Raw genomic sequence first — 21,250 nt, forward strand, 5'->3', positions numbered from 1 at the left:
GGAGGACGAGTGACCCTCACCGCCGACCAGAGGCGCGCCGTCGCGAAAGACGCCTACGCCGACTACCTGGCCGAGTGTCCCTCGCGCCAGGTGCTCGAGATCCTCGCCACGAAGTGGACGACGCTCGTGCTGCTCCAACTGTCGGAACAGCCGCTGCGCCACTCCGAGCTGCGCGCACGGATACCCGGTGCCAGCCAGAAGATGCTCACCGAGACGCTGCGGCTGCTCGAGCGCGACGGCATCGTCGGTCGCGAGGTGAAGCAGGTGTTCCCGGCGCACGTCGAGTACTCGCTCAGCGCGCTGGGCGAGAGCCTGATGCCGATCGTGTGGCACATGAAGGACTGGGCCGACGCGAACATGGCCGAGGTGAAGCACCGCCGGATGATCAGCGCCTCATGAGCTCCGCTCGACCGTGACGGGCAGGCCGAGGAATCGTTCGAGCTCGGCGACGGATGCCGCGAGCGAGCGCTCCTCGGCAGGCGAGAACGTGCGCCATGGCACGATGCGCACCACCGCACGCTTCGCGTTCACGACCGGCGCCCACCGGCCGCACATGACCCCGCCGATCATGAGCGCGTGCAGCGGGAACTCCGCGCCCACGGGGGCCGGGCGCTCCGGCGACTGGAGGTACGCGCGTGGCGCCGCGTAACCCATGATGTATTCGTCGTAGGCCTGCAGCAGGTCGACGCGGTCGGTGTCGCTCTCGGTCGCCGAGGCTGCCGCCGCGGCATCCGGCACCGCCGAGGCATCCAGCCAGTGGGTCTCACCGTCGACCTCGACCGTCGTGATGCGACCGTCGCTCCGGTCGGCGGCGTCGGCGAACGCCTGTCGTGCGTCGCCGAGCGTGAAGCCCGACCAGGCCGCGAAGTCGCGCTCGTTCGCCGGTCCGCGTGAGCCGATGAAGCGCTCGGCGAGCTCGGCGAGCGCCTCGTCGCGCGGCTTCGGCGCCGAGGCCGGCACTCGCTCGTCGAACGCCGCGTAGGTGCGCTGCCTGCCGACGTTCGCGCCGCTGATCGCCACGCGTTCGAGCTCGGCGAGCATGAGCAGGTAGCCGAAGGCGAGGCCCGCCATGGGCGACCCGGCCTCGTCGAGCGCCGCCGTCAGTTGCGCCCGGGTGCGGTGTCCGCCTTCGAGGGCGCGCGCCACGACGTCGAGGCCGCGAGCGGCCGCTTCACCCTCGAGACCGACACGGCGGTAGTACGTCGCGTTCAGCCGATGCACGCGCTCTGCCGAGAGCTCGAGCAACCACCTGGCATCCGAGGGGCTCACGAAATGCCACGTCGGGCGCAGCACGTGCGTGCGCAGGATCTCGCCGCGGTCGATCGAGGCGGCGACGGATGCCGCGTCGGGGCGGTGCTCGGAGCGCACGCGCGCTGCGAGGCCCCACTGGGCCGGCACGAACTCCTGCGACTGCACGGCGACGAAACGCTCGACGACCTCGGGCGCCGAGGCGGCAACCGGCTCGCGCACTCCTTGCACGCGGAGCCGCAGCTGCCGGAGCGTTGCCAGATCCACGCCTACGACACGTCCCCTCGCCAGGTGGTCGCCGCCCCGATGAACGTCGCGACGACGGCGATGCCGAGCAGTACGAGACCGCCCTGCCACCACTCGAGCGTCGCCGCGGTGCCGAGCGAGGCGATGTTGTAGAACGACGCCCCGACGAGGGCGTCGCTGGCGGCACCCGGCAGGAACTTGCCGATGTTCGCGGTGACGTCGTTGAGCGAGGCCGTGAACCGCAGGATCGGCTCGACGAACTGGGTGAACGCGATGACGATGACGATCGCGGCGACCTGGTTGGGCACGAGCGCGCCGAGCCCGACGCCGATCGCACCCCAGAGCGCCATCGCGAGTACGCCGCGTCCGATGAGCGCCCACGTGTCGGCGTCGTCGAGACCCGTGTCGAGGCCGAAGCCAGCGAGGGCCGCGGCCCCGGTGCCGACCGAGACGGCGAACGCGATCACGCCGAGCCCTGCACCCATCGCGAGCTGCGAGAGGAACTTCGCGGTGAGCACGGTGGTGCGGTGCGGCTCGGCGAGGAACGTGGGCGTGAGGGTCTTGTGCCGGAACTCGCCCGTGACGGCGAGGGCGCCGAGGAGCACCGGGAAGACGTAGCCGATCGACGTTGCGAAGCTGTAGACGAGCGGGGCGATGTCGAGTCCCGACGGGATGGTGGTGCCGCCGCCGGCGGAGGCCGCGGCATCCGGATTCTCACTCGCCCAGCCGAGGAAGGCGCCGAACCCGCCCGACATGAGGGCCACATAGCCGGCGAGCAGGAGGGCGAGCAGCCACCACATGCGAGTGGTGAAGACCTTCTGGAACTCTGAGGCGATCGCGCGGAGGAACGGCATCTACTGTTCACCCCCGCCGACGAGCGAGAGGAACGACTCTTCGAGCCCCGATTTCAACCGGTGCAGGGTGTTCAGCTCGACGCCGCCGAGGAACGCCGCGTGGCCGACGCGGCCTGGGTCGGGCTCGTTGACGATGAAGCCGTTGCGACCCTCGGTGTACTCGAGGCCGGCTTCGTCGAGCGCGGCGGAGAGCGCCTCCCGGTCGGGCGAGTCGGCGATCGTGCGCGGTGCCGCGGCGAGTTCGAGGCTCACGAGCGTGCCACTCTTCACGAGGCGGCCCTTCGAGATGATGATGACCTCGTCGACGCTCTGCTGCACCTCGCTCAGGAGGTGCGAGCTCACGAGCACCGTGCGGCCCTCGTGGGCGAGGTTCTGCAGGAAGCCGCGGATCCACTTGATGCCCTCGGGGTCGAGGCCGTTGATCGGCTCGTCGAGCACGAACACGCCAGGGTCGCCGAGCAGCGTGTACGCGAGCGCGAGTCGCTGGCGCATGCCGAGCGAGTAGCCACCGACCCGCCGGTCGGCGAACTCGGTCATGCCCACTTGCTCGAGCACCACCGGAACTCTCGCATTGGAGAGGCCCGTTGCAGTCGCGTAGACCTTGAGGTGATCGCGAGCCGTGCGCCCCGGATGGAAGTTCGCGTCGAGCGCGGCGCCGACCGTCTCGAGCGGCCGCGGCAGTGCCGAATAGGGCGTGCCGCCGAACGTCGCGGTGCCGGCGCTCGGATGCACGAGCCCGAGCAGCACGCGCAGCGTCGTGGTCTTGCCGGCGCCGTTCGGGCCGAGGAAACCGGTGACCCGGCCGGGTTGCACCGTGAACGTCAGGTCGTCGACCGCGACGACGTGCCCGAAGTGCTTGCTGAGACCGGTGATCTCGATGGGGATGCCGCTCTGCATGCGCTCTCCTCCTGTTGGGGGCGAGCATGGCCGCGCTGGTCGCACCCCCGCACGACCCGACGGCCGGAACCGCCATACGGCTCACCCTAGCGACCGCGGCCGGTTCGGGGCATCCCTCGCGCGGGGGATTCGCGCATGGGCCCAGATGGGTGGGCCCGTTGGGCGGCCAGGGCGTGCTCCTTTGCAGAACGCACTTGACCCTCGGGCCGCCCGAGGTCCCAAGATTGCCTTTGTGAGCGAATTGGACGCAATCGGGAAGTTCGGCAGACTTGCGGGACTCTCCATCCACACCTTGAGGCACTACGACGACATCGGTCTACTGGTGCCCGCGGATGTGAGCGACGGCGGGCAGCGGAGGTATGACCGCAGCCAACTCGAACGAGCGCGACGAATCCGCGCCCTTCGCTGGACCGGGCTTCCCCTCGACGAGATCGCGGTGGTGCTCGACGGCGGAGGCTCCGCCAGGGACGCCCTCGATCGACACCGAGATGCTCTCCGCCGTCGACAGAGCCGCGACGGCGATGCGATTCAACAAATCACCCGAATGATGGAGGGAAAACCCATGAACAGCACGCTCAACACCGCTCGACCTGTCCAGATCAAGCTGCTCGTCCGGGACGTGGACGAGGCTGCCGCCTTCTACGCCGACGCGTTCGGCTTCGATTGGCGGACCACGCAGAGAACTGACGACGAGGACTTCAACGGCTTCGTCTTCGGTTCCTGGGACCACCCCGACTTCTTCCTGATCCACCTCCAGACGGCGGACCAGCTCGGTGCCGTGGGACCCGCGACGTTCGGCATCACCGTCGACGATCTCGACGCTGCGCACGCGCGGGCGATCTCGGCGGGCGCCGAGGAGGTCCGCCCGCCACACGATCTTCAGGGCATGCCGCGATCGTCCGTGGTCAAGGACCCGGATGGGAACGTCGCGTGGCTCTATCAGGCGTAGGGCGAGTCTCGTGAACATTTGCTCCGGGTTCGCATCATGACGGCGTTAAGGTAGGTGCGATCGGGGCGCCGATGGGAAATGGCGCCGGCAATCGTCTGAGTACGGTCCGGTGAACGCGGGGCGCGCATCAAGGGAGAGCAACGAGATGAGACCACTTCGATACTCGATCAACGTCACGCTCGACGGCTGCTGCCATCACGAGGCAGGGCTCCCCCCGGACGAGGAGTCGATGCGCTACTGGACCGCTGAGATGGAGCGAGCCGATGCCCTGCTATTCGGCCGGGTGACCTACGAGATGATGGAGTCGGCGTGGCGGAAGCCGGCCACGGGCACGTGGCCTGACTGGATGGATGAGTGGGAGATCCCGTTCGCCGAGACCATCGACCGGGCGAAGAAGTACGTCGTGTCGAGCACGCTGAGCGGGGTCGATTGGAATGCCGAGCTGGTGCGAGGTGACTTGGGACCAGCGGTTCAACGGCTCAAGCAGGAGTCAGGCGAGGGCCTGTGGGTGGGTGGCGTGACGCTCCCCCTGGCGTTGGCAGATCTGGGACTGATCGACGAGTACGAGTTCGTTGTGCAGCCGGTCCTTGCCGGACACGGGCCGACGTTGCTCGCCGGCCTGCGCGAGCGCATCCAGCTCGAGCTCGTGGACCGCAATGAGTTCCGGTCGGGCGCGGTCGCCGTGCGATACCGGCCCACGCGAGTTACGGCTGCTGTGCTGCCCTAGTTGAGCGCGCGGATGCCGCTGGGCAGCACGCCCCCGGCATAGAGTTCGGCCGCGAGGTCCTGCAGGGCACCGAGCGCGACACGCTGCGTGGTGGGGCCGTACGACAACCGGGCGATGCCGAGCTCGGCGAGCCTCGCGGGAGTCGGGACGCCGGGCAGGCCGATGAGGCTCACTCGGTACGCACCGATGCCGTCGACGAGTTCGACCACCTCGTCTTCGCCGAAGATGCCGGGAACGAACACGCACGTCGCGCCCGCGTCGAGATAGGCGCGGCCGCGCTCGATCGCGTCGGCGATCCACACGTCTCGGGGGCGGTCACTGCCGCGGAGGAACGCGTCGGTGCGAGCGTTCAGTGCGAAGGGCACGCCCTCGGCGTCGGCGGCGGCGACCGCTCCCTCGACGGCGGCGACCGACTCGGCGAGCGGCTTGAGCTCGTCTTCGAGGTTCGCTCCCGCGATGCCCTCGCCGATCGCGCGGCGCACAGTCTCGGCGGGGTCGCCGTAGCCGGCTTCGAGGTCGGCGCTCACGGGCACGTCGACGGCCCGGGCGATGCGGCCCGCCATGTCGAGCATGATTTCGACCGGGATCTGTTCGCCGTCGGGGTAGCCGAACGTCGACGCGATCGAGTGGCTCGCCGTGGCGAGAGCGCGGGTCTCGGGGAGGCTGGCGACGGCTTTCGCGCTCACGACGTCCCACACGTTCACCACCTGGAGGAGCTCGGGGGCGGTGTGCAGGCGGCGAAGTTCGGCGGCGGTATCGGCGAGAGTCATCCGTTCAGCCTATGGGCGCTCAGCCGATGATTCACTCGACCTCTGGGCTTTCAGCCTTGACTCTCAGCCGAGCACGTCAGCGAGGCCGGCCAGGAGCCGCTCGACGTCGTCGTCGTCGCTGTAGGGCGCGAGTCCCATGCGCAGGCCGCCGCCATCGCCGAGCCCGAGGTGCCGCGAAGCCTCGAGCGCGTAGAAGTTGCCGCTCGGTGCGAGCACCTGCCGCGAGGCGAGCGCCGTCGTGAGAGCGGATGCCGCGTGGCCGTCGAACGTCGCGAGCAGCGTGGGCGTGCGGCGCGCCGCCCGCGACCAGGTCGTCGCGCCGGGCAGCGCCGAGATGCCCGCCTCGAGCCGTTCGAGCAGCGCGGACTCGTGCTCGCGCAGCGCCCCGTATGACGCGGCGAGGCGGTCGCGGCGGGAGCTCGCGGCATCCGTCGTCTCGGGGTCGAGGGAAGCGAGCACGTCGACGGCCGCCGTGACGCCCGCGAGCTGTTCGTAGGGGAGGGTGCCGAACTCGAATCGCTCGGGCACGACGTTCGTGGCCGGCAGCAGCTTGTCGGGTGAGATCGTGTCGAGCAGCTCGGGCCGGGCGGCGAGCACACCGCAATGCGGGCCGAGGAACTTGTAAGGCGAGCACGTGAAGAAGTCGGCGCCGAGCGCGGTGACGTCGGGCAGCTCATGTGCCGCATAGTGCACGCCGTCGACGAAGAGCAACGCCTCGGCGTCGTGCACCGCGGCCGCGATCGCGGGGATGTCGGGCATCGTGCCGATGAGGTTCGAGGCCGCCGTCACCGCGACCAAGCGAGTGCGATCGGAGAGTGCCGCCGTCACGGCATCCGTCGACAGCTCGCCCGTCGCCGGGTCGAAGTCGACCCAGCGCACCCTCGCCCCGGCCCGCTCGGCCGCGTGCACCCACGGCCGGATGTTCGCGTCGTGGTCGAGCCGCGTGACGACGACCTCGTCGCCCGGCCCCCACTCCCGCGAGAGGTGCCTGGAGAAGTCGTAGGTGAGCTGCGTGGCGCTGCGCCCGTGCACGATTCCGCGCGGGTGGCCGTTCACGAGGTCGGCCATCGCGAGCCGGAACCCGTGCACCGCCGCCTCGGCCCGCTCCTCGGACTCGCCGATCGTGCCTCGGTTCGAGAGCGGACCGGTGAGCACGGATGCCACGGCGTCGCCCACCAGCCGCGGAGTCTGCGTGCCGCCCGGTCCGTCGAAGTGCGCCCACCCGCTCTCGAGCGAGGGGAACTCCGAACGGATGCGCGACACGTCGTAGGCCATGCGGACGAGCCTAGAACAGGCGCCGGTTGCGTCGGAGGCCTCGGGTGCGAATGGGTGAGCGATAGCATGCAGACATGGGCGAGCCGGGCGCCGACACATCCGAGCCGCCGCCACCGCGGCGACTCTCGATCAACGCCGCCCTCGACGGATTCTTCTTCGTCTATGCCGGGCTCGCGGCGGTCTGGCTCGCTTGGCTCGTGCTCAGCGAGACGTTCGCGTTCGGCTGGTTCGGCATCGCGTTCTTCGTCGTGTTCTGGCTCGTGCTCGCCTACCTCGTGCTGCCGCGCCTGCACCGCATCCTCACGGCGATCTACGTGCCCGACTACTTCATCGGCCGGGCACGAACGAGCGACGGCCTGCTCGGCGATCCGGTGAACCTCGCGCTCGACGGCGACGAGGCATCCGTGCACGCCGCGATGCGGGCCGCCGCCTGGACTCGCGCCGACGACGTGACCCTCGCCTCGAGCTGGCGCATCGTAACCTCGACGATCACGCGCCGCAGCTACGACGAGGCGCCCGTGAGCCCGCTCTTCCTCTTCGGCCGACAGCAGGACTTCGCGTACCAGCAGGAGGTGCTGGGCAATCCCGCCAAGCGCCATCACGTGCGCTTCTGGCGCACCCCCGACGGCTGGCTCCTGCCGGGCGGGCGCAGGGTGGACTGGCTCGCGGCAGGCACGTTCGACCGCGCCGTCGGGTTCTCGCTCTTCACGCTGCAGGTCACGCACAAGATCGACGCCGACATCGACGTCGAGCGCGACCACATCGTGAGCACCGTGCTCGGCGCGAACCCCGACGCGCGCGTCGTCATCCTGCGTGACTTCTCGACCGGCTATCACTCGCGCAACGGCGGCGGCGACTCCGTGCGCACCGACGGCGACCTGCCGGTGCTCGACGTGAGTGACGTGCGTGAGTCGGGCGCCGTGGGCGCCGCTGCGATCGAGGCGTCGGATGAGTCGGATGCATCGGATGCCGCTCCTGAGCGCGTTCGCGTGGTGCCGGGGGTGAAGACGTCATGAGCGTCGAGAAGCGTCCGGCCTTCGAGCCCCCTGCCGTGCTCTTGGAGCGCGAGACCCCGCCGCCGCAGATGCGCCGACCGATCGCCACGTCGTTCGGCGCGGTGCTCGTGGTGCTTCGCGCGCTCGCGGGCGTGGTGTGGCTCATCGCGCTCGCCCTGGAGTGGGACCGCGTGGTCACCGAGGACCTCGACATCGAGCTCGAGCCGGGTACCGATGAGACCGCGGCATCCGCTGTCATCCTCACCGTGGTGCTCATCATCGGCGCGGTCATCCTGCTGGCCGTGCTCGCCATGGCCCTGCTCGTCTATCGCGGGAGCAACTGGGCCCGCATCACCGTCATGGTGTTCGCGACGATCAGCATCACGGTCGCGGCGATCGACTACTTCAGCGACGACGCCGAGATCACGCTGCGAACGACGCTGATCACCCTCTCGCTCGACATCCTCGTGCTGCTCGCACTCTCGAGCCACAACGCTCGCGTCTACGCCCGCCGTCCCCGGCCCCGCCGCGGTGGTGAGTAGCCAGCGAGCTTCGCGGGCTACTCAACCACCGCGAGGGAGTGCTCGGAGCACGGCGCGGGGGCGCACGCCTTGCACGCGACGAGTTGGACGCGGCACGCGGCATCCGTGCAATCGAACGTTCGACCCGCAGGCGAACCGCAGATCTCGCAGCGGCCGATGATCGCGGCGTGATCGCTGAAGTCGACCGCGCCGCGCGCGTCGAAGACGTAGAGCGAGCCGTCCCAGAGGCCGTCGTCGCCGTAGCGCTCGCCGTAGCGCGCGATGCCGCCGTCGAGCTGGTACACCTCGCCGAAGCCGCGACTCGTCATGAGGCTCGAGAGCACTTCGCAGCGCACGCCGCCGGTGCAGTACGTGACGACGGGCTTGCCCTTCAGCTCGTCGTACTTGCCCGAATCGAGCTCGGCCACGAAGTCGCGAGTCGTCGCGACGTCGGGCACGACTGCCCCGCGGAATCGCCCGATCGCCGCCTCGAGCGCGTTGCGCCCGTCGAAGAAGACCACCTCGTCGCCGCGTGCGGCCACGAGCTCGTGCAGCGCCTCGGGCGAGAGCTTCGTGCCGCCGCCCACGACGCCGCCGTCGTCGACCTCGAGCTCGCCGGGTGCGCCGAAGCTCACGATCTCGTCGCGAACCTTCACGCTGAGCTTCGGGAAGTCGAGGCTGCCGCTCTCGCCATCGAGGCCGGTGCCGCCGCTCCACTTGAAGTCGATGTCCTTGAATGCGGGGTAGTCGCGCGTGCTGCGCACGTAGCGCTTGAGCGCGTCGAGCTCGCCGCCGAGGGTGCCGTTCAGGCCGTCCTTCGAGATGAGGATGCGGCCGCGCAGGCCGAGCGAGTCGGCGAGGTCACGCTGCCACAACCGGATGGCGTCGGGGTCGGCGAGCGGTGTGAAGACGTAGTAGAGGAGGATTTTGGCGACGGCCACCCGCAGATTTTACGGGCGCTCGCTGGGTGGTTGCTGTTGTGCGTGGAGCACGTCACCGTTCGCCGGGCAACGCCTGTCGCCCGGAAAAATGGGCGGCGTACGCTGGTCGCGAGAGATCTGCGCCTCTGCGGCGAGGTGCACCGTCGTGATGGCGTCCGACTCGAGGAGATCGAGATGTTCGACTACAACCCGTACGAGGCCCTGCAGGGGTTGAAGCCCCTTCCGACCTTCAGTCTCGTGAGCAGCGATGTGCGCGGCGACGGCGCCCTCGACCGAGCGCAACTCGGCTCGAGCCACGGCGGCCTCGATCGGTCACCGCAGCTCAGCTGGACGGGCTTCCCGGCGCAGACCAGAAGCTTCGCCGTCACGTGCTTCGACCCCGACGCCCCGAGCGCCTCGGGCTGGTGGCACTGGGCGGTCGTGAACCTCGCGGCGACCCAGACGAGCCTGCCGACGGATGCCGGCGCCGCGGGCGGCGAGAACCTCCCCGAGGGCGCCCTCATGCTGCCGAACGACGATCGCGAGCGCCGCTACTCGGGACCCACGCCGCCGCCCGGAACGGGAGTGCACCGCTACTTCTTCGTCGTGCACGCGCTCGACGTGCCGCACGTCGACGTGTCGACGGATGCCGCGCTCGCCGGCCTCGGTATGCAGCTCTTCTTCCACGGGCTCGGTCGAGGCATCCTCGTGGGCACCGCCTCCGGCGACTGAACCGCGCCGCCGGCAGGCGCCCGCACGCGCATCCCGGGTTCTCGGAGCCGGCACGCTGATCGAGCGCTCGGGTTGGCGAGACATCTATGCGACGACGAGTTGCTGAAGTAGACGGATCGTACCCTGCTGCTCGTCGAGTGCCTCCATGCGCGCCTGGACGGTCTCCAGGTGAGCGCGAAGGTAGTCGCTGACGCAAGCGTGCAGTCGTGCGCCGTCGTCCAGGAAGCAGGGGATGACCTGGGAGACGACGGCGAGGGGCAGTCCCGCGTTGAGGAGCAGTCGGATTCGACGCACGCTCTCGACATCGGCGGGTCGGAACCTGCGGTGCCCGGCGCTGGTGCGTACCGCGTTGAGGAGGTCATTCTGCTCGTAGTAGCGCAGCGCGCGGACGCTGACACCGGTGCGGTCGGAAAGCTCGCCGATGGGGATTGTGTCGTCGTACAGACCGGGCATCGTTGACTCCTTCGAGGCGATTTGCATGTGACGCTAGCGTCAGTTCCTACCGTGATGGTCATGACGACCATGACCGATGCAACATCCCTCGCTGACGACTTCTTCCTGCTTGGCGGCGACCTCCCCGTCCGCAGAATCGGCCTCGGCACCATGCGTCTCACCGACGCGACCGGTGACGGCACCCAGGCCGGTGCGCAGATCTGGCGTGCACCTGCGGACCCCTCCGAAGCGATCGCCCTGCTCCGTCGTGCCGTCGAGCTGGGTGTGCAGTTGATCGACACCGCGGACGCGTACGCGTTTGGCGAGAGCGAGGAGCTCGTTGCCGCGGCGCTGCACCCCTACCCGGAGGATCTGGTGATCGCGACCAAGGTAGGGAATGTGCGGCCCTCGCCGACGGAGTGGGTGCCGCTCGGGAACCCGGCATACCTCAAGCAGCAGGTCGAGCTGAGCCTGCGCCGGCTGCGCGTAGAGACGATCGACCTGCTCCAGCTGCATCGCCTAGACCCGGCCTACACGATTGCGGATCAGGTCGGCGCTCTCGCGGAGCTTCGCGAGCAGGGGAAGGTCCGGCACATCGGGCTCTCCGAGGTCACCATCGACGAGCTGAGCAAAGCTCGCCTCGCTACGCCGATCGCCGCGGTGCAGAACCACTACAACCTCTCGGCTCGGGACCACGACGCCGTGCTGGACTACTCGACCGGAGCGGGCATCGCCTTCATCCCGTTTTTCCCCCTCGCTATCGGCGACCTCGCCCGTCCTGGAGGCACGCTCGATGATGTCGCCGCCGAGCTCAAAGTCACCTCCTCCCAGGTCGCGTTGGCGTGGCTGCTTCAGCGCGCAACGAACGTCCTCCCGATCCCCGGCACGACTTCCATCGCCCACCTCGAACAGAACATCAGCGCGAGCCGCCTCAAGTTGACCGAGGAAAAGCTCCAGCGCATCAGCCCCACCGAGACAACCAAGCGTGGTCAGTGAACGCGCGCTCACCCGCTAGCGCCGACAGCACAACGTCCTGGCCTCGTACACCTAGTGTTTGTTGCCGCTGAACGCGAGCACGCCGCCGAGTCCGATCATCATGACGCCGCCCGTCGCGGCGAGGTGCGAGGCGCGTCTTGGCGAGCGGGCGAACCACGTGCGGGCCCCACTCGCGGCGAGGGCCCAGACCGAGTCGAAAAGGAGGGCGAGCACCACGAACACCACGCCGAGTTCGAACATCTGCAGGGGGATCGATCCGCCCCTGAAGTCGACGAATTGCGGCAGCACGGCCACGAAGAACGCGATGGTCTTGGGGTTCGTGACGCCGACGACGAAGCCCTCGCCGAGCTGGCGCCAGTGCGAGCGCGACGGGAGCTCGCCGTTCACGCCGGAAGCGGCATCCGCTCGGTGCCGGATCGCCTGGATGCCCAGGTAGACGAGGTAGAGCGCGCCGACGAACTTGATGATCGTGAAGATTACGACGGACTGCGCGACGACCACGCCGACGCCGAGCGCCACGGCAGCGATGAGCGGCAGCATTCCGATCGCATTGCCGAGCACGCTGAGCAGGCCGCCCAGTCGGCCGAGGGCGAGGGAGCGACCGATCACGAACAGCACGCTCGGGCCGGGGATCAGGATGAGCACGACGGATGCCAGGGCGAACGCCCAGAGGTTCTCGACGGGGACCATGGAGCGATGCTACCCCCGCGTCCGCCAGAGCCGGCCGGGTCACTCCTCGTCGGGCGGCGGAGAGATCGCGGCGCCGAGTCGCACGCGCGTGCCGAACGGATCGGTGACGAGCGACGTGCGTTCGCCCCACTCCTGGTCGACGGGCTCCTCGATCACCTCGGCGCCGCGGGCGGCGAGCGCGGCCGTGACGGCATCGACGTCGTCGACGTAGAACCAGAGCAGGATGTTCGACGGCGGCGTCACCGTCTCGGCGAAGCCGATGCCGATCGAGGAGGAACCGGCCTGCAGCGAGATGTACGCCGGCGGACCCTCGGGTGGAAACCGGTAGACGACCATGGCACCGAGCCCGTCGCGGTAGAAGCCGAGCGCGGCCTCCAGGTCGGGCACCTCGAGAATCGGAAACGCGGATTCGATCATGACCCCTCCTCGAAGGGGAGGCTACGCCGCCGGGCGGGATGCCGCTACGGTGTGACTCGTGAGCGACCATATCTCCACGAGCGTCGCCGACGGTGTCGGCCACGTCACGCTCGACCGGCCCCAGGCGCTCAACGCCCTGAGCTACGAGATGATCCGCACGCTCACCTCCGTATTCGAGGAATGGCGCAACGACTCCCAGGTAGAGCTCGTCGTGCTCGACGGCGCGGGCGAGCGCGGCTTCTCGGCCGGCGGCGACATCCGCGAGCTCTACGGCTACGCCACCGATGATCGGCACGAAGAGGCGCGCGCCTTCTTCCGGGCGGAGTACCGCCTCGACGCGATGATCGCCCGCTACCCGAAGCCGGTCGTCGCGATCATGGACGGCATCACGATGGGCGGCGGCATCGGCCTCGCCGGGCACGCGGCCATCCGCATCGTCACCGAGCGGTCGCGCGTGGCGATGCCCGAGACCCGCATCGGATTCACGCCCGACGTCGGCGGATCGTGGCTGCTCGGCAGGGCGCCCGGCGAGCTCGGCGTGCACGTCGGCCTCAACTCGCGCACGATGGACGCCGCCGACGCCCTGCACGCGGGATTCGCCGACGCGTTCGTGACCTCCGAACTCATCCCGCACCTCCTGCAGGCCCTCACCGAGCGCGCCGACCCGGGCAGCCCCTACGAGATCGTCATGCTCTTCGACGAGACGCCGGGCCCGTCGACGCTCGCCCTTTCACGCGACTGGGTCGACGCCTGCTACTCCGCGCCCACGGTCGCCGAGATCATCGAGCGCTTGCGCGCATTCTCCGAGGGCAGGGCGGATGCCGCGGGCCGCATCGGCAGCGCGCCCGCCGACGCCCTGCTGCGGCATCCGCTCGACCCTGCCGCCTCCGCATACGCCGCCGCTGCCGCCGACGAGCTCGAGACGCTCTCGCCCACCGCGCTCACGCTGACGCTCGAGTCGGTGCGCCGCGCCCGCACCCTGCCGCGCCTCGAAGACGCGCTCGAGCAGGAGTTCCGGCTCGTGTCGTGGTTCATGGAACAGCACGATCTGCGCGAGGGCATTCGCGCGCAGGTGATCGACAAGGACCGCTCGCCGAAGTGGCGTCCGGCGACCCTCGGCGAGGTCGATCGCGGGCTCGCGGCACGCGTGCTCGAGGAGCAGGTGCACGAGCCGGTCTGGCCGAGCTGACCCGCGCAAGCGCTGGGAGAACGTGTTCCACCGCGGCATCCGGCAGCCCAACCGCTAGCGTTGGACGGGTGAAGACCCACCATTTGCGCACACACCGGAGTGACGAGAACCTCGCTCGCGAGGGCCAGCTCGCCTGGCAGTTGGCCGGCGTCGCGGTCGATCCAGTCGAGCTCGACGACGGCGTCGTCGACATGGTCGTCAACCGGGTCATCGACAATGCTGCGGTCGCGGCGGCCTCCCTCGGGCGCGGGCCGGTGGTGTCGGCGCGGAGCCAGGCACTCGCCCACCCGGTTTCGATCGGGGGCGACGGCGCCACCGTCTTCGGCGCGGATGCCGCGCGCCGCACGTCTCCCGAGTGGGCGGCATGGGCGAACGGGGTCGCCGTGCGCGAGCTCGACTTCCACGACACGTTCCTCGCCGCCGAATACTCGCACCCCGGCGACAACATCCCGCCGATCGTCGCCGTCGCCCAGCACCTCGCCGCGAGCCGCGGGCTCAGCGGCCGTGACATCGTGCGGAGCATCGCCACCGGCTACGAGGTGCAGATCGACCTCGCGAAGGCGATCTCGCTGCACGAGCACAAGATCGACCACGTCGCGCACCTCGGTCCGTCGGCCGCCGCGGGCATCGGCACGCTCCTCGGCCTCGACCAGGAGACGATCTTCCAGGCGATCGGCCAGGCGCTGCACACCACCACGGCGACGCGCCAGTCCCGCAAGGGCGAGATCTCGACGTGGAAGGCGCACGCTCCAGCGTTCGCCGGAAAGATGGCCGTCGAAGCGGTCGATCGCGCGATGCGCGGGCAGACGAGCCCCGTGCCGATCTACGAGGGTGAAGACGGCGTGATCGCCTGGCTGCTCGGTGGCCCGGATGCCACGTACGAGGTGCCGCTGCCCGACGAGGGCGAGTCGAAGCGCGCCATCCTCGACTCGTACACGAAGGAGCACTCGGCGGAGTACCAGGCGCAAGCGTGGATCGACCTCGCGCGCAAGCTCCACGAGGAGTACCCGCTCATCCTCGACGACCCCGAACGCATCGAGTCGATCGTGCTGCACACCTCGCACCACACGCACTTCGTGATCGGCTCGGGAGCGAACGACCCGCAGAAGTACGACCCCGACGCCTCGCGCGAGACGCTCGACCACTCGATCCCCTACATCTTCGCGGTCGCCCTGCAGGACGGCGCATGGAACCACGCCGACTCCTACTCGCCCGAGCGGGCCCACCGCGCCGACACGGTCGAGCTGTGGAAGAAGGTCACGAGCGTCGAAGACGCCGAGTGGACGCGCCGCTACCACTCGCTCGACATGGCCGAGAAGGCGTTCGGCGGCCGGGTCGTCATCAAGCTCGCCGACGGCGGCGAGATCGTCGACGAGATCGCCGTCGCCGACGCGCACCCGCTGGGTGCCCGTCCGTTCGGTCGCGAGCAGTACGTGCAGAAGTTCCGCTCGCTCGCCGAGTGGGTGCTCGAGGAGGCAGAGATCGAGCGGTTCCTCGAGCTCGCGCAGCGCCTGCCCGAACTCGGCCCCGACGAACTCGGCGGCCTCACGATCACGGCGGCGCCCGGTGCGCTCGTCGGCATCGACATCCCGCAGGGCCTCTTCTAGCCCCGGCGGCCCCTTCGCCCGGCGCGGCTAGGGTGGATCGGAGGAGGCCCACCATGCTCTACGCCCAGACCCCGCCTGCCGAGAAGCGCCGGCTCTTCCGCGAACGGCTCGCGAGCGGCGAGGTCCTCCGGTTCCCGGGTGCGTTCAACCCGCTCTCCGCGCGGCTCATCGAGCAGAAGGGCTTCGAGGGCGTCTACATCTCGGGCGCCGTGCTCTCGGCCGACCTGGGGCTGCCCGACATCGGCCTCACGACGCTCACCGAGGTCGCGGGCCGGGGCAAGCAGATCGCCCGGATGACCGAACTGCCCGCGATCATCGACGCCGACACCGGGTTCGGCGAGCCGATGAACGTCGCTCGCACCGTGCAGGAGATGGAGGACGCGGGCCTCGCGGGCCTCCACATCGAAGACCAGGTCAACCCGAAGCGGTGCGGTCACCTCGACGGCAAGCAGGTCGTCGACGAGTCCACGGCCCTGCAGCGCATCCGTGCCGCCGTCGACGCCCGCCGCGACCCGAACTTCCTCATCATGGCGCGCACCGACATCCGTGCCGTCGATGGCCTTCCCGCCGCGGTCGACCGCGCGAAGAAGCTCGTCGATGCGGGCGCCGACGCGATCTTCCCCGAGGCGATGGCCTCGCTCGAGGAGTTCGCCGCGATCCGCGCCGCCGTCGACGTGCCGCTGCTCGCGAACATGACCGAGTTCGGCAAGAGCGACCTCTTCACGGTGCAGCAGCTGGCGGATGTCGGCATGAATCTCGTGATCTGGCCCGTGTCGCTGCTGCGGCTCGCGATGGGCGCCGCCGGGCGCGGACTCGACGAGCTCGAGGCATCCGGATCGCTGGGCGGCATGCTCGGCACCATGCAGCACCGCGCCGACCTCTACGAGCTCATCGACTACGAGGGCTACAACCGCTTCGACACCTCGATCTTCAACTTCCGCGTCGCTCGCTGACCGAGCAGGCGCGCGGCGGAGCGCGCCGTGGTCGTAGGCTGGGGGAGCGGTCGCGCCGCAGCGGCCGCATCGTCACGCGAGGAGCACGATGAGCGATCAGCAGGGGGCAGAGCCCGTCATCTACAAGGGCCTGGCTGGAGTGCCGGTCGACTACACGGCCGTGTCGATGGTCAACTCCGACACGAACTCGCTGCTCTACCGCGGGTACCCGGTGCAGGAGCTCGCGGCATCCGTCACCTTCGAAGAGGTCGCCTACCTGCTCTGGTACGGCGAGCTTCCCGATGACGAGCAGCTTGCCGCGTTCGAGGAGCTCGAGCGCTCGTACCGCGGCCTCGACCACGAGGTGAAGCGCATCATCGACGAGATCCCGCTCACGGCGCACCCGATGGACGTGGTGCGCACCGCCGTGAGCGTCATCGGCGCGAGCGACCCGAACACGCCCGACGAATCGCGCGAGGCCAGCCTCGACAAGTCGATCCGCCTGTTCGCGAAGCTCCCCTCGATCATCAGCTACGACCAGCGCCGCCGCCACGACCTCGAGTTCGTGGAACCCCGCGCCGACCTCGGCTATTCGGCGAACTTCCTCTGGCAGGCATTCGGCGAAGCTCCCGAGCTCGCGGTCGTCAACGCGTTCGACGTGTCGATGATCCTCTACGCCGAGCACTCCTTCAACGCCTCGACCTTCACGGCACGCGTCATCACGTCGACGCTCGCCGACCTGTACTCCGCGGTCACCGGTGCGATCGGCGCACTCAAGGGGGCGCTGCACGGCGGGGCGAACGAGGCGGTCATGCACGCATTCGGCGAGATCGGCACCGCCGACCGCACCGAGGCGTGGCTCGACGCCGCGCTCGCCGAGAAGCGCAAGATCATGGGCTTCGGGCACCGCGTCTACAAGAACGGCGACTCACGGGTGCCCACCATGCGCGACGCGATGGAGCGGATGCTCGAGCACTACGATCGCCGCGACCTGCTCGAGCTCTACGAGGCGCTCGAGAACGGCATGGCCGAGCGCAAGAACATCAAGCCGAACCTCGACTACCCCACCGGCCCGACCTACCACGTCATGGGCTTCGACACCGAGACGTTCACGCCGCTCTTCGTGGCGAGCCGCATCACGGGGTGGACGGCGCACATCATGGAGCAGGCGGCGTCGAACGCCCTCATCCGGCCGCTCTCCGTCTACAACGGCCCCGACGAACGGCACGTCCCGGCGAAGGGCTGAGCGGTGTCGCACATCTTCCTCGAGATGACGATGACGCTCGACGGCTTCACGGCCGCACCCGCGGTGAGCCTCGAGGATCCGCTCGGCGTGGGCGGCGAGCGCGTGCAGGAGTGGCTCGGTGGCAACTTCGTGGGCGCCTTCAGCGGCGGCGGCACCGAGGGGGCACCGGATGCCTCACCCGACGAGATCGACCGCAGCGTTGCCGCTCGCATGTTCGAATCGACCGGCGCGTTCGTGATCGGACGCCGCACGTTCGACGTCGGCGAGGGACCGTGGGGCGACGACCCGGTGTTCGAGGGTCGCCCGGTCTTCGTCGTGACGACCCGTGACCGCGAGCCGCTCGAGCGGGGCGGATCGCGCTACGAGTTCGTGACCGGCGGGGTCGCCGAGGCGGTGGCTCGGGCCGACGACGTGGCCAGCGCGGCATCCGTCTGCATCATGGGCGGAGCGGATGTCGCACGCCAGGCGCTCGCGCTCGGACTCGTCCACGAGGTGCGCCTCCACCTTGCGCCCGTGCTGCTGGGCGGCGGCTCGAGGCTGTTCCCCGATTCCTCTCCATACCGCATCGAGCTCGATCCGCTCGGGGTCCAGCAGGGTGCGCTCGCCACGCACTTGCGGTATCGGGTGCGTGCCGAGGTCGAACGGTAACTGCCAGCGGCGGTTACGACGGCTCTCGCGCGCCTGCGACGCCGGCGTTGAAGTCCTCGAGCACCCGGAGCGACGCCTTGACGGTCGCGGCGAGTATTGCTTCGCCCTTGGCGGCGGTTGCCGTGCTCGGGTCGCCGAACACGCCACTCTGCGAGAACGGGTGCAGTTGCATTGGGAGCGTACCGAAGTCGCTCGGGAACTCCGGGTACTCCGCGACATACCGCTCAGGCAGCACCTGTTCGGGCGCGATCGCGAGCATGATCGAGGTCTCGATCTCCTCGGCGTGGTTGAGGCCGGGCGCGGCGGGCGCGCTCTCGCGCAGCTCGTCGATGGCGGCATCCATGCCCGGGTAGTCGAGGGAAATGGCGGCGATCACGCCATCGGCGTTGAGGGCGCGCATCGCGGCGTGCAGCGGCATCCGGTTGCCCCAGTCGCCGTTGACGATGACGAAGCCGCGAGCACCGGATGCCGCGAGCGCACGTCCGAGGTCGACCGCGATCGCCGTCACCGTGGCCGGCGAGAGCGAGAGCGTGCCCGGGTAGCCCGCGTTGTTCCAGGTCTCCCCGTAGTGCACCGGCGGCAGGAGTACGGCGTCGAGGCGCTCGGCGAGGCGACGCGCCACCTCGGCGGCGGTGACCGTGTCGGTGCCGAGCGGCAGGTGCGGGCCGTGCTGCTCGAGCGCGCCGAACGGCAGGATCGCGAGGCCGGAGCCACCGGCACCGCCAGCGCCGCCGGCGAGGTGCGCCGCGACATCCGTCCACGACGCGTTCACGGCCTCGATCACGGCGCGTAGTCCTGGATCGCGCTGCCGTGGGACGTGTCGGTGAGCTCGGGGATGCGCCGGTTCAGCTCCTCGATGGCCGCGCTCACGTCGATCGTCGTGAGCCGCCCGTTCTCGACGACGACCCGGCCGTCGACGAGCACCGTGCGCACATCGCTCGACTTGACACTCAGGACGAGCGCTGCCGCGAGGTCGTGCATCGGCTGCATGTGGGGGCCCATGGTGTCCATGAGCACGATGTCGGCGCGGTATCCGGGGCGCAGCTGTCCGAGCCGGTCGCCCAGGCCGAACGCGTCGGCGCTCTGCCGCGTGGCGAGGTCGAGGGCATGTTGCGAGGTGAGCCACGTCGCGTCGCTGTGCACGTCCTTCTGCACGAGCGAGAGGAACCGCATGCTTTCGAGCACGTCGAGGGTGTTGTGCGAGGCGGGTCCGTCGGTGCCGACGCCCACGGTGATGCCGGCGTCGTGCAGCATCCGCACCGGGGTTCCGCCCGATTGGGCGTGCTTCAGGTAGACCTTGCTGCAGGATGCCACGGCCACTCGATCGGCGAATGGCACGAGCCACTGGAGGTCGTCTTCGATGATGCCGGCGCCGTGGGCGATGATCGCCCCGGTCTCGAGGATGCCCGTGTCGTGCAGCACCTGGATCGGTGTGACGCCGCGACGGCCGAGGCTCGACTCCGTCTGGGCGGGCGCCTCGGAGGCGTGGATGTGGGTGCGCACGCCGAGGCGGCGGGCGTGCTCGGCAGTCTGCTCGAGGTCGCCGTCGTCGACCGTGTAGGTGGCGTGCGGGCCCATCGCGGTCGTGATGCGACCGTCGGCGGTTCCGTTCCAGCGCTCGGCGAACTCGGCCGACCTGCGGATGCCCTTCTCGCCCTCCGAGGAGAAGAACGTCGAGGCGAGGAGGGCGCGTGCCCCGCTCGCCTCGACGGCTTCGGCGATGCGGTCGGTCGCGAAGTAGTGGTCGGCGAAGCTCGTCACGCCGGCGAGGAGCATCTCGCCGATCGCGAGCTGCGCGCCGAGGGCGACGTCACGATCGGTGAGGTTCACCTCCATCGGCCAGATGTGTTTGTTGAACCACTCGTTCGTCGGCACGTCTTCGGCCGAGCCGCGGAACATCGTCATCGGCGAGTGTGTGTGCGAGTTCATGAGGCCGGGGATCGCCACGTGTCCGCGCCCGTCGATCACGGTCGCGCCCGCGAGCGACGCCGGGTCGACCTCGCTCGTCGGCACGACCCAGGCGATCGCGCCGTCGGCGATGCCGATCGCGTGGTCGGGCAGGAAGACGGCGGTACCCCGCGCCTCGAGATCGTCTCGCGGCAGCGAGGGGTAGTCGGATGCAGGGCGGGTGGTGTGTGAGAGCACGGTCGCTCCCGTGATCACGGTGTCGATGCGGGTGGCGTCGATGGTGGCGGCGTCGGTCACGGCAGTTCCTCTCGGGCGAGCCAGCGGATGGTGCGGTCGAAGAGCATGCCGTAGCCGCTCCAGGTCAGGAAGGCGGGAGGCGCCCAGTGCGGCGCGAGGTCTGAGGTGAACGCGGCGGCGCGGCCCGCACGGTACTGGCCGACAGCGAGCAGCGGATGCCCCGCGCACGTCGCGAGGCCGAGGGCCGTCTCCTTCAGCTTCACCTCGTTGAGCCCGAGCAGGGCGGGCCACTCCGCGTCGAGGCCGTGCGTGATCGGATGCGCCGTGGCGACGCGGGGGACCATCCCCGACGGAAGCTCGACCCGGTCGTCGCGGTCGAGGACCGTGACCGGCAGTGCCTCTGCGAGCGGCGTGCGGCCCCAGCGGGCCTTGGCGTCGATGCCCGAGAACGTCATGTAGCCGCCGACCATGAAGAGTCCTCCGCCGCGCTCGGTGAAGGCGCGCAGCACCTCCGTGCGGTCGACGTCGGCGACCGACGCGGAAAAGGTCTGCGGCGGCAGTTGGAACGTGTTCGCACCGACATCCGAGATCACGACGACGTCGGCGAGCGATCGCAGCAGTTCGACCGTGGTGGGAATGCGCGTCGGCACCTCGTGTGCCGGCACGTGGGTGACCTCGTGCCCGTGCGCCTCGAGGGCCGTTACGAACTCCGAACCGCCGAGCGTGTACTCGGACGTCGTGAACGAGTCGAAGCCCTTCTGGTGGATGGAGTGGACGAACCAGGATTCGCCGATGAGCAGGACACGGGCCACAG

General features: G+C 69.6%; 24 protein-coding genes. 12 read left to right on the top strand and 12 right to left on the bottom strand.

Annotated elements, in window-relative coordinates:
- Positions 1 to 9: 9 nt before the first annotated feature.
- Positions 10 to 399, top strand: a complete 390-nt coding sequence (locus tag QFZ29_RS18860; protein ID WP_306896030.1) for a winged helix-turn-helix transcriptional regulator — start codon at positions 10 to 12, stop codon at positions 397 to 399.
- Here the strand turns inward: QFZ29_RS18860 and QFZ29_RS18865 are convergent.
- From QFZ29_RS18865 to QFZ29_RS18875, 3 genes are read right to left on the bottom strand one after another with little or no spacing between them, the layout of a single operon-like run.
- Positions 394 to 1,515, bottom strand: a complete 1,122-nt coding sequence (locus tag QFZ29_RS18865; protein WP_306896032.1) for a winged helix DNA-binding domain-containing protein — start codon at positions 1,513 to 1,515, stop codon at positions 394 to 396. The genes QFZ29_RS18860 and QFZ29_RS18865 overlap by 6 nt on opposite strands.
- A 2-nt stretch (positions 1,516 to 1,517) precedes the next feature.
- Positions 1,518 to 2,348 carry an ABC transporter permease gene (locus QFZ29_RS18870; RefSeq protein WP_306896034.1) on the bottom strand — a complete coding sequence of 277 codons (831 nt, stop codon included), beginning with the start codon at positions 2,346 to 2,348 and terminating at the stop codon, positions 1,518 to 1,520.
- Entirely contained in the window at positions 2,349 to 3,245 is an 897-nt protein-coding gene (locus QFZ29_RS18875) for an ABC transporter ATP-binding protein (protein ID WP_306896036.1), read from the bottom strand. It lies immediately after the preceding gene.
- 232 nt (positions 3,246 to 3,477) lie between these two features.
- Between QFZ29_RS18875 and QFZ29_RS18880 the strand changes: the two genes are divergently transcribed.
- Together QFZ29_RS18880 and QFZ29_RS18885 are read left to right on the top strand one after the other, a co-directional pair.
- The gene (locus tag QFZ29_RS18880; RefSeq protein WP_306896038.1) at positions 3,478 to 4,194 is read left to right on the top strand and encodes a MerR family transcriptional regulator; all 717 of its coding nucleotides are present in this window, start codon (positions 3,478 to 3,480) and stop codon (positions 4,192 to 4,194) included.
- Between the two features lie 145 nt (positions 4,195 to 4,339).
- Positions 4,340 to 4,921, top strand: coding sequence for a dihydrofolate reductase family protein (locus QFZ29_RS18885; protein WP_306896040.1), 582 nt, complete (start codon positions 4,340 to 4,342; stop codon positions 4,919 to 4,921).
- On the opposite strand, the gene QFZ29_RS18890 is transcribed toward QFZ29_RS18885, so the two are convergent.
- Together QFZ29_RS18890 and QFZ29_RS18895 are read right to left on the bottom strand one after the other, a co-directional pair.
- Entirely contained in the window at positions 4,918 to 5,691 is a 774-nt protein-coding gene (locus tag QFZ29_RS18890) for an isocitrate lyase/PEP mutase family protein (RefSeq protein WP_306896042.1), read from the bottom strand. The genes QFZ29_RS18885 and QFZ29_RS18890 overlap by 4 nt on opposite strands.
- Before the next feature lie 63 nt (positions 5,692 to 5,754).
- Complete coding sequence (locus QFZ29_RS18895; protein WP_306896044.1) at positions 5,755 to 6,966, bottom strand: cysteine desulfurase-like protein; 1,212 nt, start codon at positions 6,964 to 6,966, stop codon at positions 5,755 to 5,757.
- Positions 6,967 to 7,040: 74 nt separating this feature from the next.
- Between QFZ29_RS18895 and QFZ29_RS18900 the strand changes: the two genes are divergently transcribed.
- On the top strand, positions 7,041 to 7,982 hold the full coding sequence (locus tag QFZ29_RS18900) for an LssY C-terminal domain-containing protein (protein WP_306896046.1): 942 nt from the start codon (positions 7,041 to 7,043) through the stop codon (positions 7,980 to 7,982).
- A complete protein-coding gene (locus tag QFZ29_RS18905; RefSeq protein WP_306896048.1) occupies positions 7,979 to 8,503 on the top strand; it encodes a hypothetical protein in 525 nt (174 codons plus the stop codon). Before QFZ29_RS18900 ends, QFZ29_RS18905 begins: the two co-directional genes overlap by 4 nt.
- Before the next feature lie 17 nt (positions 8,504 to 8,520).
- On the opposite strand, the gene trhO is transcribed toward QFZ29_RS18905, so the two are convergent.
- The gene (gene trhO / locus QFZ29_RS18910; protein WP_306896050.1) at positions 8,521 to 9,423 is read right to left on the bottom strand and encodes an oxygen-dependent tRNA uridine(34) hydroxylase TrhO; all 903 of its coding nucleotides are present in this window, start codon (positions 9,421 to 9,423) and stop codon (positions 8,521 to 8,523) included.
- Between the two features lie 174 nt (positions 9,424 to 9,597).
- On the opposite strand from trhO, the gene QFZ29_RS18915 reads away from it, so the two are divergent.
- Positions 9,598 to 10,134, top strand: a complete 537-nt coding sequence (locus QFZ29_RS18915) for a YbhB/YbcL family Raf kinase inhibitor-like protein (RefSeq protein ID WP_306896052.1) — start codon at positions 9,598 to 9,600, stop codon at positions 10,132 to 10,134.
- 84 nt (positions 10,135 to 10,218) lie between these two features.
- On the opposite strand, the gene QFZ29_RS18920 is transcribed toward QFZ29_RS18915, so the two are convergent.
- Positions 10,219 to 10,587: a MerR family transcriptional regulator gene (locus tag QFZ29_RS18920; RefSeq protein WP_306896054.1), complete on the bottom strand. Its 369-nt coding sequence runs from the start codon at positions 10,585 to 10,587 to the stop codon at positions 10,219 to 10,221.
- Between the two features lie 60 nt (positions 10,588 to 10,647).
- On the opposite strand from QFZ29_RS18920, the gene QFZ29_RS18925 reads away from it, so the two are divergent.
- Entirely contained in the window at positions 10,648 to 11,562 is a 915-nt protein-coding gene (locus tag QFZ29_RS18925) for an aldo/keto reductase (protein ID WP_306896056.1), read from the top strand.
- Between the two features lie 51 nt (positions 11,563 to 11,613).
- On the opposite strand, the gene QFZ29_RS18930 is transcribed toward QFZ29_RS18925, so the two are convergent.
- Positions 11,614 to 12,252, bottom strand: coding sequence for a LysE family translocator (locus QFZ29_RS18930; protein ID WP_306896057.1), 639 nt, complete (start codon positions 12,250 to 12,252; stop codon positions 11,614 to 11,616).
- Between the two features lie 39 nt (positions 12,253 to 12,291).
- Complete coding sequence (locus QFZ29_RS18935; RefSeq protein ID WP_306896059.1) at positions 12,292 to 12,669, bottom strand: VOC family protein; 378 nt, start codon at positions 12,667 to 12,669, stop codon at positions 12,292 to 12,294.
- Positions 12,670 to 12,727: 58 nt separating this feature from the next.
- Between QFZ29_RS18935 and QFZ29_RS18940 the strand changes: the two genes are divergently transcribed.
- From QFZ29_RS18940 to QFZ29_RS18960, 5 genes are all read left to right on the top strand, one after another.
- The gene (locus tag QFZ29_RS18940; protein WP_306896060.1) at positions 12,728 to 13,858 is read left to right on the top strand and encodes an enoyl-CoA hydratase/isomerase family protein; all 1,131 of its coding nucleotides are present in this window, start codon (positions 12,728 to 12,730) and stop codon (positions 13,856 to 13,858) included.
- A 68-nt stretch (positions 13,859 to 13,926) separates the two neighbouring features.
- The gene (locus QFZ29_RS18945; RefSeq protein WP_306896062.1) at positions 13,927 to 15,465 is read left to right on the top strand and encodes an MmgE/PrpD family protein; all 1,539 of its coding nucleotides are present in this window, start codon (positions 13,927 to 13,929) and stop codon (positions 15,463 to 15,465) included.
- A gap of 53 nt (positions 15,466 to 15,518) precedes the next feature.
- The gene (gene prpB, locus QFZ29_RS18950; RefSeq protein WP_306896063.1) at positions 15,519 to 16,418 is read left to right on the top strand and encodes a methylisocitrate lyase; all 900 of its coding nucleotides are present in this window, start codon (positions 15,519 to 15,521) and stop codon (positions 16,416 to 16,418) included.
- An 88-nt stretch (positions 16,419 to 16,506) separates the two neighbouring features.
- Positions 16,507 to 17,643: a bifunctional 2-methylcitrate synthase/citrate synthase gene (locus QFZ29_RS18955; RefSeq protein ID WP_306896064.1), complete on the top strand. Its 1,137-nt coding sequence runs from the start codon at positions 16,507 to 16,509 to the stop codon at positions 17,641 to 17,643.
- A 3-nt stretch (positions 17,644 to 17,646) separates the two neighbouring features.
- Complete coding sequence (locus QFZ29_RS18960; RefSeq protein ID WP_306896066.1) at positions 17,647 to 18,291, top strand: dihydrofolate reductase family protein; 645 nt, start codon at positions 17,647 to 17,649, stop codon at positions 18,289 to 18,291.
- Positions 18,292 to 18,304: 13 nt separating this feature from the next.
- On the opposite strand, the gene QFZ29_RS18965 is transcribed toward QFZ29_RS18960, so the two are convergent.
- From QFZ29_RS18965 to QFZ29_RS18975, 3 genes are read right to left on the bottom strand one after another with little or no spacing between them, the layout of a single operon-like run.
- On the bottom strand, positions 18,305 to 19,075 hold the full coding sequence (locus tag QFZ29_RS18965) for a creatininase family protein (protein WP_306896068.1): 771 nt from the start codon (positions 19,073 to 19,075) through the stop codon (positions 18,305 to 18,307).
- The gene (locus QFZ29_RS18970; protein WP_306896070.1) at positions 19,072 to 20,496 is read right to left on the bottom strand and encodes an amidohydrolase; all 1,425 of its coding nucleotides are present in this window, start codon (positions 20,494 to 20,496) and stop codon (positions 19,072 to 19,074) included. Before QFZ29_RS18970 ends, QFZ29_RS18965 begins: the two co-directional genes overlap by 4 nt.
- On the bottom strand, positions 20,493 to 21,248 hold the full coding sequence (locus tag QFZ29_RS18975) for a glutamine amidotransferase (protein ID WP_306896072.1): 756 nt from the start codon (positions 21,246 to 21,248) through the stop codon (positions 20,493 to 20,495). The genes QFZ29_RS18970 and QFZ29_RS18975 overlap by 4 nt, the downstream gene beginning before the upstream one ends.
- Positions 21,249 to 21,250: the final 2 nt, after the last annotated feature.

The organism is Agromyces albus (assembly GCF_030815405.1).
GTDB classification, from domain to species: Bacteria; Actinomycetota; Actinomycetes; order Actinomycetales; family Microbacteriaceae; genus Agromyces; species Agromyces albus_A.

Excerpts from the sequence above, each read along its gene's own strand:
- QFZ29_RS18870 (WP_306896034.1), bottom strand. The coding sequence starts at position 2,348 with ATGCCGTTCCTCCGCGCGATCGCCTCAGAGTTCCAGAAGGTCTTCACC.
- QFZ29_RS18875 (WP_306896036.1), bottom strand. The coding sequence starts at position 3,245 with ATGCAGAGCGGCATCCCCATCGAGATCACCGGTCTCAGCAAGCACTTC.
- QFZ29_RS18885 (WP_306896040.1), top strand. The coding sequence starts at position 4,340 with ATGAGACCACTTCGATACTCGATCAACGTCACGCTCGACGGCTGCTGC.
- QFZ29_RS18890 (WP_306896042.1), bottom strand. The coding sequence starts at position 5,691 with ATGACTCTCGCCGATACCGCCGCCGAACTTCGCCGCCTGCACACCGCC.
- QFZ29_RS18895 (WP_306896044.1), bottom strand. The coding sequence starts at position 6,966 with ATGGCCTACGACGTGTCGCGCATCCGTTCGGAGTTCCCCTCGCTCGAG.
- QFZ29_RS18900 (WP_306896046.1), top strand. The coding sequence starts at position 7,041 with ATGGGCGAGCCGGGCGCCGACACATCCGAGCCGCCGCCACCGCGGCGA.
- QFZ29_RS18905 (WP_306896048.1), top strand. The coding sequence starts at position 7,979 with ATGAGCGTCGAGAAGCGTCCGGCCTTCGAGCCCCCTGCCGTGCTCTTG.
- QFZ29_RS18915 (WP_306896052.1), top strand. The coding sequence starts at position 9,598 with ATGTTCGACTACAACCCGTACGAGGCCCTGCAGGGGTTGAAGCCCCTT.
- QFZ29_RS18920 (WP_306896054.1), bottom strand. The coding sequence starts at position 10,587 with ATGCCCGGTCTGTACGACGACACAATCCCCATCGGCGAGCTTTCCGAC.
- QFZ29_RS18925 (WP_306896056.1), top strand. The coding sequence starts at position 10,648 with ATGACGACCATGACCGATGCAACATCCCTCGCTGACGACTTCTTCCTG.
- QFZ29_RS18930 (WP_306896057.1), bottom strand. The coding sequence starts at position 12,252 with ATGGTCCCCGTCGAGAACCTCTGGGCGTTCGCCCTGGCATCCGTCGTG.
- QFZ29_RS18935 (WP_306896059.1), bottom strand. The coding sequence starts at position 12,669 with ATGATCGAATCCGCGTTTCCGATTCTCGAGGTGCCCGACCTGGAGGCC.
- prpB (WP_306896063.1), top strand. The coding sequence starts at position 15,519 with ATGCTCTACGCCCAGACCCCGCCTGCCGAGAAGCGCCGGCTCTTCCGC.
- QFZ29_RS18955 (WP_306896064.1), top strand. The coding sequence starts at position 16,507 with ATGAGCGATCAGCAGGGGGCAGAGCCCGTCATCTACAAGGGCCTGGCT.